This window comes from Helicobacter pametensis ATCC 51478 (assembly GCF_000518225.1).
GTDB lineage: Bacteria > Campylobacterota > Campylobacteria > Campylobacterales > Helicobacteraceae > Helicobacter_G > Helicobacter_G pametensis.
The window spans coordinates 387123-404000 of the sequence record NZ_KI912401.1; the positions used below are offsets into that span (position 1 = coordinate 387123).

Sequence of the window (16878 nt, forward strand, 5' to 3'; positions counted from 1 at the left end):
CTTTTATAATCTCACTCATGAAAATAAAAGCATCGATTTATCTTTTTGTATTGTTTGCCCTATTGTTTATGGCTGGCTGCAATCAAGGCAGTTTTTCCAAAAAAGCTTACCCTGAGTATCATCTCAAGAGCATCTCTGGGAAAAAACTAGAAATCACAGTGATCAAAAATCGTCTTGAGATTCCAAACCAGCACAAGCCACTTCTGCTTTTTTTTGTGCAACCCTCATGCAATTTATGTTTTATGGGGATTGAACATATCAAACGCCTCCAAGAAACCTACAAGGATAAAATCACCTTTATCCCAATCTTAATCACCAATGATTCTAACCGCAATCCCTACAGCGATGAAGCAAAAATCATCAATCAGACTTATGATTTGGATTTTGATTTTTATTTTGCAGTAGACAAAAAAAACTTTTTAGAAAACTTCAACTGTCAAACTGATACAAATCTCCTTGTGCTATATGATCACAAGCTGCGACTTGTTCAAGATTATGAAGGAGTGATCCCTGAAGAGATGGTGGAGTTTGATATCAATCAACTTTTAGAACAAATGGAGAAAAAAAATGTTTCAAAGCCTTAGATCCATCCTCAAAAAAACAACAGATGGAATCACTCAAATCATCACTTCCAAAACCACACTCATCCCCAAAGATGAGCTTGAAATGGCACTCATTGAGAGTGATATCTCTTATGATTTAGTTGAGATGATGCTAGCAAACCTCCCTCAAGAAGTGAGCAAAAATGAGCTTGAAGTGGCACTATGGAGATTTTTTCGATCAGAGAGCTATTATGACAAACTCTCCTACACTCCCCCCAAAAGTAACCCTGAAGTGATGCTTATCATTGGTGTCAATGGTGCAGGCAAAACCACCACAATCGCCAAACTTGCCAATCGCGGGAAAAAAGAAGGCAAAAAAGTCATTTTAGGTGCTGGAGATACCTTCAGAGCAGCAGCGATTGAACAGCTTAAGCTTTGGGGAGAAAAACTTGGTATCGAAGTCATTAGCTCTCAGATCGGACATGATCCAAGCTCGATTGCTTTTGATAGCATCAAAGCTGGACTTGCAAGAGATGCAGATCAGATCATCATCGATACTGCCGGAAGATTGCACAATCAAACCAATCTCAAAAATGAGCTCATTAAGATTTCCAAGGTTTGCTCCAAAGCCCTAGACAATAGACCCTTTCACAAGCTTCTCATCCTTGATGGCACGCAAGGAAGCTCAGCAATCGCTCAAGCCAAGATTTTCAATGAGATTTTAGATGTGGATGGAATCATTGTCACCAAACTAGATAGCACAAGCAAAGGTGGGGCGATTTTGAGTATGATCTATGAGCTCAAACTTCCCATCGCCTACATCGGCACTGGAGAGAAAGAAGATGATCTCTTAGTCTTTGATGAAGAAGAATACATCAACTCTATTTTAGAGGCTATTTTTGGCTAAGAAGCAGATTCTCTTTGAGTGTCAGCATTGTGGATTTCAAAGTCCAAAATGGCTTGGAAGATGTCCAAATTGCCAAGAATGGGAGAGCTTAATCGAGCTCAAAAGTGAGCAAATCGCCTATCTCAAATCAAGCTCAACCACTTCATCCAATCCATCTAAAGCCATTCCTATCACAGAAGTAGAACATGAAGAGTTTCTCAAATTTAGCTCTGGAGAGAGTGAATTTGATTTGGTTTTGGGGGGAGGGATTGTTGAGGGAGGATTGTATCTGATCGGCGGAAGCCCAGGGGTTGGAAAATCCACACTTTTACTCAAAGTCTCCTACAATCTTGCCAAAAATAGCAAAAGAGTGCTGTATGTCAGTGGTGAGGAGAGTGCTGGACAGATCAAAATGCGTGCAGAACGCCTAGGATGCATTCATCCTAATCTTCATCTTTTAAATGAAATCAATTTATCCAACATCATTGAATGTGCCAAGAATTATGAAGTCTGCATCATTGACTCCATTCAAACGCTTTTTTCAGATTCTATTAGTTCTGCCCCTGGATCAGTCTCTCAGGTGCGAGAAAGCACCTTTTCACTTCTAAGAATTGCCAAAGATCACAATATCGCAATCTTTATCATCGGACACATCACCAAAGAAGGCTCAATCGCAGGGCCTAGAGTGCTAGAGCATATGGTGGATAGTGTGCTGTATTTTGAAGGAGATCCAAGTAGGGAAATTAGATTTCTAAGAGGATTCAAAAATCGCTTTGGCACCACAAGTGAGGTAGGTATCTTTGAGATGAAAGAAAATGGACTAGTGAGTGCCAAAGAGATTTCAAAACTCTTTTTTCAATCCAAAAAACAAATGGCAGGAAGTGCCACGACAGTGATTTTGGAAGGCTCGAGGGCTTTAGTTTTGGAAGTGCAGGCTTTGGTGAGTGAAAGTTCATTTGGGATGCCCAAACGCCTAGCCACAGGATTTGATCTCAATCGCTTAAATATGCTTTTGGCACTTTTGGAAAAAAAACTTGACCTCCCTCTCAATCGCTATGATGTCTTTGTCAATATCTCAGGTGGAATCAAAATCAATGAAACTGGAGCAGATCTTGCACTCATTGCAAGCATTATCTCAAGCTTCAAAAATCGCCCGCTAAGTCCGCACACTGCCTTCATTGGAGAGGTAACTTTGATCGGCGACATCAGAGAGGCGGGGAATCTTGATGTGCGTCTAAGAGAGCTTGCAAATTATGGATTCCAAAAAGCCATCATCGCTCAAAAACCAAGTAATCCCACCCCAATCAAATGCTATGAAATCCAAGAGGTGACAAAATTACTTGATTGGATGTAAGCTCCAATCTCTAGCCTTCTAGCTTAAAAGAAAAGTGACTTCCTTCTCCAAGTTTTGATTTGATTTTGAGATGACTTTGATGCAATGCAAGAATCCTTTTGATTATAAAAAGCCCCAAACCAAAGGAATTTTCATTCTCCGCATTGATTTTGTAAAATTTTTTTGTGATTTTTTTGATCTGATCTGGAGCGATTCCCTCTCCATAGTCTGTGATTTTGAATTTTTGATTTTTAACTTCGATAAGGATTTCACGCTGGCTATATTTCAAGGCATTAGAGATGAGATTGATCATCACTTGCTCGATCAAAAACACATCCCCCCTAACCCAAGTCTTCTCACCTAGCAATTCAATCCGATCATTCCCCTGAGCTAGGATCACCCTCCTAGCAGTCTCAAACAAATCAAATTCTTCAAGTTGCAATTGCTTTACATCAAGATTAAACACAAAATTAAGCTTATGCGTCAATTGATTGAGTCGCACAACTTGATGGTGTATCTTTTGCTCAAAGAGATCTTTTTGGGTGAGTTTTGGATTTTTTAGAGCATCTAGGGAGAGTTGGATAATGCTTAGAGGATTTTTGAGCTCATGAGAAATCGCGCTGATCAAATTGGAGAGCTGAGTATTTTTCAATTTGATTTTTTGAGCTTGCTTGGATGCTTTTTGTTCTCGTTTAAATAGAATTTTTTCCAATCTATTGAGCTGTTTTGAAAAAACTTTGACTTCATCAAAAGAAAAAAGAGTGGATTTTTTTTGATTTTTTGAAAATGAAAGAATGGATTCAAATTGTCTTTGAAAGATCCAATAAAGAATCCCAAAAACACACAATACACTTAGCATAAACATCACCAAGATCAAGAGATCAGCATAGCTCTTCTTGAGATTTGGCGATGCCCATACAGTGATCTTTTTTTCTCCGATCAAGATCTCTTGTGATATGACTTCATACTTATCTTGAGGCAATGAAGGAGCACAAGAGGAGATGAGCTCTCCATATCCCTCAACCAAAAGCCCCACACCCAAGCCCTCGCAGAAAATTTGTGGATCTTGGGTGATTTTTGCAAGATCGATATGTTTTAGAGCAAAGATTGCATTTTGGACTTTTTCTTTGGCATTTGATAAAGCTAAGTTTTGATTCTCAGTTGTATTCCATCGATCACTCAAAAATACAAACCCCCCAAACAAACCACAAAAAATCCAGATAAACATCCCCCTAAAACTTAGCACAATCGATACCCCAAACCACGAATTGCAAGAATCTTATCTTTCAAAAAAGGGAATTTTTGCTTCAATCTCTTGATAGCGATATTGATGCTCTTATCACTTGTGGTGTCATTTTTCCAGACACTCTCACTCAAAAATTGACGACTCAATGTCTCATTTTTGTTTTCAAAAAAACATCGCAAGAGCTCAAATTCCAAAGTGCTCAAAACTATACTTTTCCCCTCATACAAACATTCTCTCTCACCCAAAAGCAAGACACAATCCCCATATTGCAAACGATCCTTGAGCTTTCTGCGCATCATAGCCTTAAGACGCAAAAGCAATTCCCTCATCTCAAATGGTTTGCAAAGATAATCATCACAACCATGCTCAAATCCCTCATATACCTCTTCTTGCTTACTTTTAGCTGTGAGAAAAATCACAGATTCTTCATAGCCAAAAGTGCGCAAACGCTGGATGGATTTGATGCTATCTCCACTAGGAAGATTGCGATCAATGATCAAAACATCCACTCTCTCCCCCTGCAAGATCTTTTCCAAATCTGGCATATCCAAAAAGCTCTGCACACTCATCCCCTCTTCTCTTAAGTGCAAGCAAATCAATTCATTCAAATCTTTTTCATCTTCAATCAAAACAACATTTAGCATCTAAAAACTATAGCAAAACACAAACCAAGAATAAATGTTTCCAAAAAGTTTCCAAGCCTCTCTACATTTTCATCCGTATTCTAAATTCCAAGGAGAAAAAATGAAAAAAACTCTTGTTGCCATTGGACTTAGCACTTTGATCCTAAGTGCCTCAGAACTCAATATCGCTGGATCTTCTACGGTCTATCCATTTAGTGCATTTGTCGCTGAAGAATATGCAGCGATCAAAAACACAAGAACCCCAATTGTTGAGAGTGTTGGAACTGGGGGAGGATTTAAGATCTTTTGTGAAGGCAAAGTGGATATCGCCAATGCTTCAAGAACAATGAAAGAAAGTGAGTTTCAAAATTGTCAAAAAAATGGGGTGAGCAATATCGTAGGTGTGATGATTGGATATGATGGGATCGTGCTTGCCCAAAACAAGATCAATGCCCCCATCAATATAACTTTAGAGCAACTCTTCCTAGCTCTCGCCAAAGAAATCCCACAAAATGGAAAATTGATCGCCAATCCATACACACACTGGAATCAAATCCACCCCTCTCTTCCAAAGCGAAAGATCACAATCTATGGACCACCTTCAAGCTCTGGGACAAGAGATACGATTGAAGAACTCATCCTTGGAAAAGTATCCAAAAAATTCAAAGAATACGGCAATCAAGCAGGCAAATACAAAAGCATCCGCCAAGACAATGCCTACATCCCAAGCGGAGAGAATGACAATCTCATCGTCACCAAACTCAGTGCAGACAAAGAAGCTCTAGGGCTTTTTGGATATGGATTTTTGGCAAACAATCAAGACAAGATTGCCGCGCTTGATATTGATTCAATCCAAGCCAATGAAGAAAATATCGCGAGTGGAAAATATGAACTTGCTCGATCTCTTTTCATCTACCTCAATACAAAAAACAAAGAATCTCTAGAATTTGCCAAAATTTTTATGAGTGATGATCTTGCTTCAAGTGATGGAGAGCTATCCAAAATCGGACTTGTCCCACTCAGTGAAACACTCCTAAAAGAAACTCAAGAAAGACTACAAAACCCCTCCAATCTTACTCTCAAACTCATCAAAGAAGGCAAAGTCTCCAAATGAGAGAAAACATCATCAAGGGCATATTATTTTTATGTGCCCTTATAAGCATTGCTGTCAGCCTTGCAATCATGCTCACTATTTTGATTGAGGCGATTAAATTTTTTCAAAAAGAAAGTCTTTTTACATTTCTTTTTTCATCACAATGGGCAGCTGATGGAGCCTTTGCAAGAGCTGATGGAAGTGTGGGACATGGGATCTTTGGAGCACTAAGTTTGTTTTGGGGGACATTTTATATCTCCCTTATTGCGATGCTGACAGCTATCCCTATTGGCGTGATGTGTGCGATTTATCTGGGAGTCTTTGCTGGGAAAAAATCCAAAAATCTCTTTAAACCGATTTTGGAGATCATTGCTGGAATCCCCACTGTTGTATTTGGATTTTTTGCTGTGATTGTGATCGCTCCATTTATTGTTGGATTTTTTGAATTCTTTGAAATTTCTGCAAGCTATGAGAGTGCATTGGGTGCTGGATTTATTATGGGGATCATGATCGTCCCCATTATCGCCTCACTCTCTCAAGATTGCATCGAATCAGTGAGTGCCAAAAGAGTGAGCGGGGCTTATGCACTAGGAATGACCAAAAAAGAAGTTGTGTTTGCTGTCATCTTGCCCGAATCTATGCCTGGGATCATCGCCTCTTGCTTGCTTGGATTGTCTCGAGCATTGGGAGAGACGATGATTGTGATCATGGCAGCATCACTTAGACCCAATCTAAGTTTAAATTTCTTAGAAGATATGACGACAGTGACTGTGCATATCGTCCAAGCACTCCAAGGAGATCAAGCATTTGATAGCTCTCTTGCACTCAGTGCATTTTCATTGGGCTTAGCACTCTTTATCATCACACTTGTGATCAATATGATCAGCGTCTATCTCATCCATCAATTTCACAAAGGAAAAAATCTATGAAGCTATTCAAAAGAAGAAAAAGATCCTCAAAACGCTTCAAGCTTTTTTGCAAAATGGGGCTTTATATCAATTTTGTGTTTTTGATTATTTTTTTGGGAAGTATTACCTACATGGGTCTTCCAGCGTTTAATCAAACCTATATCTATATCACTCCCTCCTCTGATTCTAAAATCACATCACTTCTCTCAAGAAGTGAGCAAAGAAAAATACGCCTACAAGGTGGAATCAAAGAGGGATCATGGTATCTAGCTCATGCTGAAGTCGATCAATATGTCAAACAAAAATTCTCTCGCCTCAAAGATTCTCAACGATCCCTTGTTGATCATCTCAAACAAGAAAAAAGAGTAGAAACACGCTTTAATCTCAATTTTTTCCTCAATGGAGATTCCAAAACCTCACCTGAACAATCAGGGGTTTTGGCTGGAGTCGTTGGGACACTTTTGGTGATTTTGGTTTGTATGGTCGTCTCTGTCCCAATCAGTATCGCCACAGCTATTTATCTGGAAGAATTTGCCCCTCAAAATTGGCTTACTCGCACCATTGAGGTGTGCATCAACAATCTAGCTGGGATTCCAAGCATTATTTTTGGACTTTTGGGGCTTGGATTGTTTATCAACTTTTTTGGGATGCCTAGATCTTCAGCACTTGTGGGGGGATTGACTTTGGCCATTATGAGCCTACCGATCATCATAGTCGCAAGTCAATCAGCACTCAAAAGTGTGGATATCAATCTCAAAAAAGCTGGATATGCACTAGGTATGAGCAAATGGCAAGTCATCAAGGGTATCTCACTTCCTATGGCTATGCCCACAATCCTCACTGGCTCTATCTTGGCACTTGCCCAAGCCATCGGAGAGACTGCACCATTGATGCTTATAGGAATGATTGCCTTCATCCCTGATGTCTCAACCTCTCTTACTCAGCCCACTACAGTTCTACCTGCTTTGATTTATAACTGGGCGAGTATGCCTGAAAAAGCATTTTTGGAGCGAGCTGCTGCTGGGATTTTGGTGCTATTGGGACTTTTGGTATTGCTCAATCTAAGTGCAATTTATTTAAGAAAATATTTTCAAGGAAAACAATCATGGTAGCAAGAGTTGTCAATCTCAATCTATTCTATGGGAAAAAACAAGCGTTATTTGATATCAATATGAACATCAAAAAAAATAAAATCACCGCACTCATCGGTGCATCAGGCTGTGGTAAATCCACATTTTTGAGATGCTTTAATCGTATGAATGACAAGATCGCCAATATTCAAGGACTTGTAGAAGTCAAAGGGCAAGATGTCGCCTCTCAAGATGTGGTCAAGCTTAGAAAAATGGTAGGGATGGTCTTCCAGCAACCCAATGTATTTGTCAAAAGCATCTATGAAAACATCGCTTATGCCCCAAGACTACATGGGATGATCAAAAACAAAGAGGAAGAAGAAGGACTAGTGGAGATCTCTCTTCAAAAAGTGGGGCTTTGGGATGAAGTTAAAGACAAGCTCAAAACCAATGCCCTAGCGCTCTCAGGAGGTCAGCAACAACGCCTCTGCATCGCAAGGGCACTAGCTATCAAACCAAAGCTTCTCTTGCTAGATGAACCGACCTCTGCACTAGATCCTATTTCATCAAGTGTGATTGAAGAGCTTTTAAAAGAGCTTAGTCAAGATCTCACTATGGTGATGGTCACTCATAATATGCAGCAAGCCAAAAGAGTGGCGGATAAAGTCGCCTTCTTTCATCTAGGAGAACTTGTAGAAATGGGCAAAAGCAAAGAATTCTTTGAATCACCCAAAGAAGAGAGAACAAGGGCTTATCTCAATGGAGTGTTTGGCTGATCAATAGATCATCCCAAACTCCTCCATATCCCATATCCCCCCCACACCAAAACCCAAAACACACAGGCAATCAGCTGGATCGCACTCCCCATATCTTTGGCCTTCTTGGCTAGAGGATGGATCTCCAAGCTTGTGAAATCAATCGCATTTTCAATCGCAGAATTCACTAATTCAGCAATCAAAGCCAAAAAACAAGGCAAAAGCAATATCACCCACTCCACCCAATCTCTCGCCAAAAAAAAGCTTCCTATGATCCCCATACATGCCAAGATCAAAATCTGTCGAAATGCCTCTTCATCTCTCCAAGCAGCCTTGATTCCATCAAGAGAATAAAACAATGCATTCCAAATCCTCTTCAACCCCCTTTTGCCTTTCTTATCATTGCGCATAAATGATCCTTAGTCAATTTCATCCAAGATTTTACAAGTATTTTGATGATCAAAAGAGGGAGATGCTCTCAAATCTGGTGATGAGGCTTGGCACAAAGCAAAATTTCAGAGTTTAGAAGGGTATGCAGATAAATAGAAGATAGGAGCTAGGAGCGTTTGCCCCCCAGCTCAATATCCAACTCCGATCAATCTTATAACTCCACTTCAATAAAGCTTTGATACAATCTCCAATAGCATAAGTGCTATCAAGATGATTTTTAAAATCGAGGTTGTTTCTAATGTATGCGATTGCTTTTGATTTGAAAGTTGAAGAACTCAAAAAATATTATGGAGAGCCTTACAATAAGGCTTATGATGAAATTAGACAAGAGTTAGAAAATCTAGGTTTTGAATGGACTCAAGGAAGTGTCTATATGAGCAAAGAAAAAGAGAATACACTCTCTTTTGTCTATAAAGCGATCAATAAACTCTCTAGCATTGATTGGTTTAAAAAATCCGTAAGAGATATTAGAGCTTTTAAAGTTGAGGATTGGAGCGATTTTACAGATATTGTGAGAGACACATAGAGGATAAAATCTCAGCCCTACAAAACTTTGTCACACTATCCTCCTCCCCCCTGATCTCCATCCAATCTCTGATCACTGCACTTCTTGCTGCTCAGCTGATAGATCTTCTTCTGTAGATGATTCACTTTCAGATGCTTCACCTTCTTTTTCTTCTTTGAGTTTGACTGGAGCTTTTTGATCTTGTGTGTCTTCAAGTGTCGCTTGTGGCTTATCCTCTCCAAAGGCATATCTCACACCAAAGTTGACTTGATATTCTTTTTGCATTGAGTTTCCAAAGCTTTTCTCGAGATCAACATAGAGTTTTGTGCTTTCTTGGATTTGGACATCTGTCCCAAGATTGAGGACAAATCGACCATTAGAAGAAAAGGCATTGTGCTCCATCACTTGGTGATGATTGCTACTTGTAAATTTCATATCTCCGCCACTGATCATGTCATACTCATAATAAGTCCCTACATAAAGCAAGGCTTTTGTCTTTGTCGAATCAGAGGTATTGTTGAAGCGATATCCCCAATTGGCTCCAGCTCTCATTCTAAGGAGATGCAAGGCATCAGAAGTAGCACTCAAGCTTCCACCTGTTTGAGATTGTTTGAATTCATTTCCATTCATATAGGCATAAGCTAGTGTGGCTTGAGGAGTGATCATCCATTCTTTATCTCCACCCAAGGCAAACTCATATCCGACTTCTTCAGAGAGAGCTACAGCGATATTGGAGTGAGAAGAGATGTTGTGGTTTTTGCAGAAATCTACATCACTTGTGAGATAGGCTAGTTTGACAATGCTATCACTATAGAGTCCACTATCGGCCTTGTATGTATCATAAAGGGCGACTTCGATCCCATGAGTGATGGCAGAGTTTTGATAGGTTTCTAGGTGTCCACTGACTTGACGATAGGTGGCTTTATCTTGCTTACTTGAAGCATAGTTGTAGCTTAGGGCTACTCCTAGATAGTTCTTGGATTCACCAAGATCAAATCCATAGTCATATCCCACTTGAGTGGTGACATAGTTTTGATGAGTGGTGATACCAAAGTTTGCACTCTGCTCTCCTCCAAAGACCCTTGCCCATACTCCATGAGAATTAGAATCATTTTTGAGATCTCCTAGTCTTTTGCTCAGTGAATTGAGATTGGCACTGAGGGTGAAGAAGTTGACATTGAGAGAGTTGAAGATGGGATCTAGGTATTCTTGGTTGATAGAGATTGCATCAGGGACTAGGTTAGAGTAGTAGATGCTTCCGATATTTGAAAAGCCATTTGTTTGTGCATCAGTTTGTGTTTGTTCCTCAGCAGTCAGATCATGTCTTTTGATCACTAGATCAGCCACATCAAATCCCACATAGGTTTCTGTGATCGTGCTATCTCCACTCTTTTTGAGACCATTGAAGCTGACTTTATCTTTTGCGCTTTTATCGACTGTTGCTAGGATGACATATTGGGCTTCTTGTTCATTTTGGGCATTTAATCCACCTAGAGCGATCCTTAGAGTGTTGTCCACTGGGGTTTGACTTCCAGCACTTGTGCGATTTACATGGATGCTATCACTTCCACCTAGAGCTGTGCGATTAGTATTGGCATTGTTTGTATTGGCTGTATTACTGCTGGCTGCTGCGGGTTGGCCTGTGTAGGCTTGACCATAGATTCCTCGTGTCGAGCTATTGGCTACTTTTGCATTTTTATCTGCATAGAGGACGAAAGTTGCTCCTTGGGTTTGGATGTCATTAACCTTTAGATGTCTAGCATTGAAGTTTCGAGTGGTTTGAGATTGGCGAACACCAGGAGAAGAGACAGAAGCATCTCCCTGAGATGCTGTCCAGATTCTATTTGTGTATTCTTGAGAGCTTCCATCAGATCCTTCTCCAGAGAGCATGATCACTCCACCCTTTGCTCCAGCAGTGTGAGAGAGTTTCTCAAGCACTCCCCCATCAGAGTTGAAGATGACTTTGGCATTCTCTCCTGAGAGTGAGAGAGAGATATTGTCTCCAAAGGCTACTCCTTCACTTCTTGTAGAACTCAAAGCTTGATATTTGTCAGCATCTTTCATGAGATTGATGGTGAGGGTATTGCTCAGATTGAGTGTGCTGCCACTTCCAGTCCCTTCAAATCCGATGAGATTGGCTCCATTTACATTGCCATGAGCGCTGATGGTGAAATTGTCAATGTTGAGGGTGGAAGAAGATCCATCTTTGATCACGACAAATTTTTGGGCTGGAGCTTGAGCACTAGCTGTAGTTGCAAAGTTATTAACTTCAAAGCTTCCGGTGAGAGTGACTTGATTGGCTGTGTTGTAGAAACCATAGTCAAGGGTAATGGGTTGAAGATTGTTATCACTATAATTTCCCTGAATAATCGTATCTCCAAAGGCATAGGTGAGTCCATTGTGGGCGCTATAGATCCCTGATTTACCTAAAGTCGTATTGTCATAATTCACAGTTCCAAAACTTAAGAGCCCTGCTTCATGCAAGACAAGGATCCCATCATTTTTGATCGCATAGGCTCTGCTAGTGTTAGCTCCAGGCTGACCAATGCTTGTGAACTTCAATTTTACTCCACTGATTTGCAAAACATCATTTTCTCCGCGATCGATCCCAATCCCCACAGCATCACCTTGACTTGACACAATAGATTCAAATGTGATTTCTTTCACACTATTGCCCACCCCACTGAGCTTAAACTCATCGCTTGCATAGATCCCATAGGCATTGCCTAAGTCTGCTTGGATTTTTGAAAATTTAGCTTTTCCATTGACTTTAAACTCATAAAAATCACTACCATCGCTCCCAGGGATATAGAATCCATAAGCATTTTTAGTCCCTGTAGCTGAGACTTCTTTGAATTCCGTTCCAGTGGCACCACTTACAACATTTGCACCATTTATATTGCTCCTATCCCCAGCACCAAACATAAAGTGAAGCGTCCCATCCATATTGGCATAGATCCCATAGCTATGAGCTTTGGCATCCTCTGTGATCACCCCATAGAGCAATCCAGCATTTTTCTCAAACACCACACTCTTAGCATCCCTAGCATCAATCACATAACTTCCATCAAGACTTAATCCAGTAGTTGCAATAGATGCAAAGGCTATAGAACTTCCTTCTTTGAGTGTTGTCACACCATCCCTGATCTCAAGACCTTTGGACATCTTGCGAGCAGAGATTTGATCAAAGATCAAACTTCCACTAAACTCACTCATCCCAGCAAAAGAAACCCCTACAGTACTAGCATCACTTCCATTGGCAGTGATAGATACGAAAGCAAATCTTGGATTCAAATGATTTGGATAACTAGATAAAGATACATTGAGTTTGATCCCATTGGTCGTGTAGATCCCATAGGCTCTGCCATTGCTACCTGTTGCTGCGATCAAATCAAAGGAGAGAGCTCCACTGCTTAGAGTGATATTTGCTGATCCATTGACATGGATCCCATAAGCATTGCCATTTGTTGCTTTGATGCTTTTAAAATACACTTGACTATCATCACTTAGGGTCAAAGTAAGCCTAGCATTTCTTTCTTCTCCAGCCCCCTCACTGATCCCAATCGCAGATCCACTCGCACTCTCAATCTTTTCAAAAAAGACTTTTGTTTTATGATTGAAAGATAAGGTATCGGCTTGGATTCCGATGGCTTTCCCACTCTCTGTTGTAATGGAAGAAAAAGTAAGAGCCCCTCCATTTCCTGTAAAAGCGGTGTTCCCTGTAGCATGGATCCCATAGGCATTCATACCGCTACTAGCTTCAACAGCTCCTACAAAAACACCGCGCGATGCTTTTTCAAAATCGGGTAGAGAAATCGTTATTGGAACAAAAATCGAAGTATCAGTTTGTCTGATCACTAAACCTGCCTTTCCACCAAGGACTTCGATTGGATTGATATTCTCTTTAAGAGTTGTATTTGAAGTGATAACCCCACTAGCTCCATCTTCTGCATTTGCTAGACAAGCCACTAGCGAACTTGCAATGATCGGGATCAATAAATGTTTTTTCATAATTTTCTCTTAATCTTTAGTGGATTTAAACTTAACGAATCAAAGATTCTATACTAGGAAATTTTTAAGGAACTAATAGTTAAAACAAAAACCAAAAGATCAAAAAATGCAAAATAAAATATGATTTGAAAAATCTTAAGCTAGGAGCACACGATGAAAACCATATATTTACTTTTGGTAATCAATCTCTTTGCCTTTGGTCAATCTCATGAGCTTGAGATGCTCAAAAACCAAAGCAAAGAATTCCACGACACCTATCTCAAAGACATCATCCAATCTCTCTCCAAAGAAAGCAAAGAGATCTATGATCTATATCTCAAAGATGAAATCCGCAAAGGAAAAGAAAAATCTAGAGAAATCTATGAAAACTATCTAAAAGATGAAGTCACTCAAGGCAGAGAAAAAGCCAAGGAGCTCTACAAGGAGTATTTCAAGAAAGATCATCCATCCTCCAAAGTCAAGCCTGACTAGAATCAAATCTAGTAGAATCAAAAAAGATTGATTATTTTTTGCTTCTTAGATGGATATAAAGATGCAAGATGTCGATGCTTGCAGGTGTGATTCCACTGATCTGAGAGGCTTGGAATAGATTGATGGGTCGGTGTTTGTTGAGCTTTTCTATCACCTCAAGGCTTAGACCACTGATGTCATCATAGATGAAATCTTGGGGGATCTTGACCTTGAGGATCTCATCCATTTTGGCGATGCTTTCTTTTTGTCTCTCAATGTAGTGGAAGTATTTGGATTGGATTCTGATTTGCTCCAACGCTCGATTACTCATTCTTTCAAACACGGTATTAAATCGCCTAAGCTTTGAGTTATCAAAGCTATCTCTTCCCACGATCAAAAATGCCTCACTCTTATCTCCAATCCCCTCTTCTTCCAATGAGTGCAAAAAGGCTAGATTCTCTTTGGATGGGGTGATGGGGTGAGTTGTGAGATAGTCCATCCCAAGCTTTATATCCTCTGCATCTTTTGTGAGTATCTCATAATCCCTCTCTTCCATCAAGCCAAGCTTATAGGCATATTCTCCAAGCCTAAAGAGTGCATTATCCTCACGCAGAAGCAATCGATACTCTGCCCTTGAGGTAAAAACCCTATAGGGCTCTTGTGTGCCCTTGATGACCAAATCATCGATCAATACCCCGATATACCCCTCATCTCTTCTCAAAACTAGCTCTTCTAACCCCCCAAATTTCCCCACAAATCGCTCATCTCCATCTTTTTTGAGTGACAAAACAGCATTGATCCCTGCCATGATCCCCTGAGCAGCAGCTTCTTCATAGCCTGTCGTGCCATTGATTTGGCCAGCTAGAAAGAGGTTTTTGACTTTTTTGCACTCTAGGGTGTGATGGAGCTCTGTGGGCTGGACGAAATCATACTCGATCGCATAGCCATAGCGCGTGATGCGTGCATTCTCTAAGCCTTTGATTGAGTGAATCATTTCTTCTTGCACATCAAAAGGGAGCGAGCTTGTGAGGCCATTGATGTAGTATTCGCTCTCATCTTTTGTCTGAGGCTCCAAAAACAACTGATGGCGCTCTTTGTCTGCAAAACGATTGACTTTGTCCTCAATGCTTGGGCAATACCTTGGCCCCACGCCTTGGATCTGGCCGATAAACATGGGGGCACGATGAAAATTGGATCGGATAATTTCATGGGTTTTTTCATTGGTATAAGTGACATAGCAGGGGTATTGCTTGGGAGCAAATGAGGCTAAATCTGTGCGATAGCTAAAGCAAGGTGCAGGATCATCTCCATGGTGGATCTCAAGCTCAGAAAAATCAATGCTTCTTCCATCAATCCTCGCACAAGTCCCAGTCTTCAGTCTTCCTACCTCAAGCCCAAGATCAATCAAACTCTGAGAGAGATTCTTGCTTGCACTCTCTCCCACGCGCCCATTTTCACTCATCACCTCTCCGATATGAATGAGTCCTCGCAAAAATGTCCCAGTGGTGAGAATGATTTTCTTAGCATAATAAGTCTTTCCGATATTTGTTTTGATGCCGATGACTTTCTTGGGATCATTTGCATCACACAAAAGCTCTTCTACTAGCTCTTGAGAGACGCTAAGGTTTGGCGTATCAAGCACCAAATTGCGCGCAAAGACCCTATAAGCATCCATATCAATCTGAGCCCTTGTCCCTCTCACTGCTGGACCTTTGGAGGCATTGAGCGTGCGATACTGGATCCCACAAGCATCCGTGATCACTCCCATCACTCCCCCCAAAGCATCCACTTCTTTTGTAAGATGGCCTTTGCCAAGTCCTCCGATTGCGGGGTTGCAACTTGCTAGACCAATATTTTCTACCAAAATAGTGAGCAAATGAGTCTTAGCTCCCATTTTGGCACTTGCTACACTTGCCTCAATCCCCGCATGTCCCCCACCCACGACCAACACATCAAACTCTGCAACACCCATTTTTCTAGTCACTACTTCTTTCATCAATCTAGTTTTTTCCTCACATAGCTAAAATCCAAAGGGGTGCATTATATCAAAGGGTGTGGGGCAAGTTTTTGCTCTATAATTACGCCTTGCAAACTTCATAACTATTTATAACTATATTAGTAACTTTGAGGGAGGAGAAGCGATGGATCAGCATACCCCACAGCAAGACACTCAAGAGATGCACAACACATCTCAACAAAAAGAAAATTCCGCACAATCCACATCCAAGTCCCTCAAACAGCGCTACATCACTGGTGCGATCATGATCGCACTTGTCGCCATCATCTTTCTAGTCCATAATCCTTTGGTGATCTGGCTCACGCTTGGAGTGTGCTTCATCCTAAGCTTTAGAGAATCGTTTGGGTTATTTGGAGTTAAGCCCAAATTATGGCTATATGCTGGAGCGATCGCTGCTTGGATCTTGGCATTTTTCAATTCCTCACCGATCCTCTCTGGTCTTTTTGTCGCTCTGATTGTGGCAAGTATCTTGGCTTACAAGCGCTCAATCTCTGCCAAAACCATCCTTCCCTTCCTCTACCCCACACTCCCATTTCTAGCCATCTATTCTCTCTATGCCAAGATGGGTGGGTTTGGGCTCTCTTGTCTGATTTGGCTTATCTTGATCACAACTGCCACAGATACGGGAGCTTACTTTGGGGGCAAGGCATTTGGACGCACTCCCTTCAGTCCAACCTCACCCAACAAAACTCTTGAGGGAGCTGGGATCGGGATCACTCTTGGGGTAATTGCTGGAAGTATCATGGGGATTGGACCTAGTGGAGGGTTTATCCCAGCACTTCTTATCTCTATCTGTGTGGCTCTTGGATGTGTGTTTGGAGATCTTTTTGAGAGTTATCTCAAAAGAGAGGCAGGGATCAAAGATAGTGGGAACATCCTCCCAGGTCATGGAGGGATGCTTGATCGCTTCGATGGGATTCTCTTTGGTGCGATGGTGATGTACTATCTCCTTGGATTTTTGCCGATGTGGCAACAGCTCTAAGGCAGAG

The 16878-nt window shown here is 40.9% G+C and carries 15 protein-coding genes; 10 read left to right on the forward strand and 5 right to left on the reverse strand.

Translation table 11 applies throughout. The features are described 5' to 3' along the window. Window positions 1–17: 17 nt before the first annotated feature. Genes T391_RS0106540 through radA form a run of 3 tightly spaced genes read left to right on the forward strand, consistent with a single transcriptional unit; the run spans window position 18 to window position 2782 of the window. Complete coding sequence (locus T391_RS0106540) at window positions 18–584, forward strand: TlpA family protein disulfide reductase (protein WP_027327653.1); 567 nt, start codon at window positions 18–20, stop codon at window positions 582–584. Continuing rightward, the gene (gene ftsY, locus T391_RS0106545; protein ID WP_027327654.1) at window positions 568–1449 is read left to right on the forward strand and encodes a signal recognition particle-docking protein FtsY; all 882 of its coding nucleotides are present in this window, start codon (window positions 568–570) and stop codon (window positions 1447–1449) included. The genes T391_RS0106540 and ftsY overlap by 17 nt, the downstream gene beginning before the upstream one ends. After that, entirely contained in the window at window positions 1442–2782 is a 1341-nt protein-coding gene (radA, locus tag T391_RS0106550) for a DNA repair protein RadA (RefSeq protein WP_027327655.1), read from the forward strand. The genes ftsY and radA overlap by 8 nt, the downstream gene beginning before the upstream one ends. A 10-nt stretch (window positions 2783–2792) precedes the next feature. On the opposite strand, the gene T391_RS08465 is transcribed toward radA, so the two are convergent. Further along, window positions 2793–3989 (reverse strand): sensor histidine kinase, encoded by a 1197-nt coding sequence (locus tag T391_RS08465; protein WP_051420664.1) that lies wholly within the window; start codon window positions 3987–3989, stop codon window positions 2793–2795. Window positions 3990–4000: 11 nt separating this feature from the next. Further along, complete coding sequence (locus tag T391_RS0106560; RefSeq protein ID WP_027327656.1) at window positions 4001–4651, reverse strand: response regulator transcription factor; 651 nt, start codon at window positions 4649–4651, stop codon at window positions 4001–4003. Window positions 4652–4751: 100 nt separating this feature from the next. On the opposite strand from T391_RS0106560, the gene T391_RS0106565 reads away from it, so the two are divergent. From T391_RS0106565 to pstB, 4 genes are read left to right on the forward strand one after another with little or no spacing between them, the layout of a single operon-like run. Further along, window positions 4752–5744 carry a substrate-binding domain-containing protein gene (locus T391_RS0106565; protein WP_027327657.1) on the forward strand — a complete coding sequence of 331 codons (993 nt, stop codon included), beginning with the start codon at window positions 4752–4754 and terminating at the stop codon, window positions 5742–5744. Then, window positions 5741–6652 (forward strand): phosphate ABC transporter permease subunit PstC, encoded by a 912-nt coding sequence (gene pstC, locus T391_RS0106570; RefSeq protein WP_027327658.1) that lies wholly within the window; start codon window positions 5741–5743, stop codon window positions 6650–6652. The genes T391_RS0106565 and pstC overlap by 4 nt, the downstream gene beginning before the upstream one ends. Then, complete coding sequence (gene pstA / locus T391_RS0106575) at window positions 6649–7743, forward strand: phosphate ABC transporter permease PstA (protein ID WP_027327659.1); 1095 nt, start codon at window positions 6649–6651, stop codon at window positions 7741–7743. The genes pstC and pstA overlap by 4 nt, the downstream gene beginning before the upstream one ends. Next, window positions 7737–8477, forward strand: a complete 741-nt coding sequence (pstB, locus tag T391_RS0106580) for a phosphate ABC transporter ATP-binding protein PstB (RefSeq protein WP_027327660.1) — start codon at window positions 7737–7739, stop codon at window positions 8475–8477. Before pstA ends, pstB begins: the two co-directional genes overlap by 7 nt. Window positions 8478–8485: 8 nt before the next feature. On the opposite strand, the gene T391_RS0106585 is transcribed toward pstB, so the two are convergent. Then, on the reverse strand, window positions 8486–8866 hold the full coding sequence (locus T391_RS0106585) for a diacylglycerol kinase (protein ID WP_027327661.1): 381 nt from the start codon (window positions 8864–8866) through the stop codon (window positions 8486–8488). A 278-nt stretch (window positions 8867–9144) separates the two neighbouring features. Between T391_RS0106585 and vapD the strand changes: the two genes are divergently transcribed. Further along, on the forward strand, window positions 9145–9432 hold the full coding sequence (gene vapD / locus T391_RS0106595; protein WP_027327662.1) for an endoribonuclease VapD: 288 nt from the start codon (window positions 9145–9147) through the stop codon (window positions 9430–9432). A 72-nt stretch (window positions 9433–9504) separates the two neighbouring features. On the opposite strand, the gene T391_RS0106600 is transcribed toward vapD, so the two are convergent. Next, a complete protein-coding gene (locus T391_RS0106600; protein ID WP_027327663.1) occupies window positions 9505–13422 on the reverse strand; it encodes an autotransporter outer membrane beta-barrel domain-containing protein in 3918 nt (1305 codons plus the stop codon). Between the two features lie 153 nt (window positions 13423–13575). Here T391_RS0106600 and T391_RS0106605 point away from each other — a divergent pair, with 153 nt between their 5' ends. Beyond that, window positions 13576–13893 carry a hypothetical protein gene (locus tag T391_RS0106605; RefSeq protein WP_027327664.1) on the forward strand — a complete coding sequence of 106 codons (318 nt, stop codon included), beginning with the start codon at window positions 13576–13578 and terminating at the stop codon, window positions 13891–13893. 31 nt (window positions 13894–13924) lie between these two features. On the opposite strand, the gene mnmG is transcribed toward T391_RS0106605, so the two are convergent. Next, window positions 13925–15844, reverse strand: coding sequence for a tRNA uridine-5-carboxymethylaminomethyl(34) synthesis enzyme MnmG (gene mnmG / locus T391_RS0106610; protein WP_034584260.1), 1920 nt, complete (start codon window positions 15842–15844; stop codon window positions 13925–13927). 169 nt (window positions 15845–16013) lie between these two features. Between mnmG and T391_RS0106615 the strand changes: the two genes are divergently transcribed. Further along, window positions 16014–16871 (forward strand): phosphatidate cytidylyltransferase, encoded by an 858-nt coding sequence (locus T391_RS0106615; RefSeq protein WP_027327666.1) that lies wholly within the window; start codon window positions 16014–16016, stop codon window positions 16869–16871. The last annotated feature ends 7 nt before the right edge of the window (window positions 16872–16878 follow it).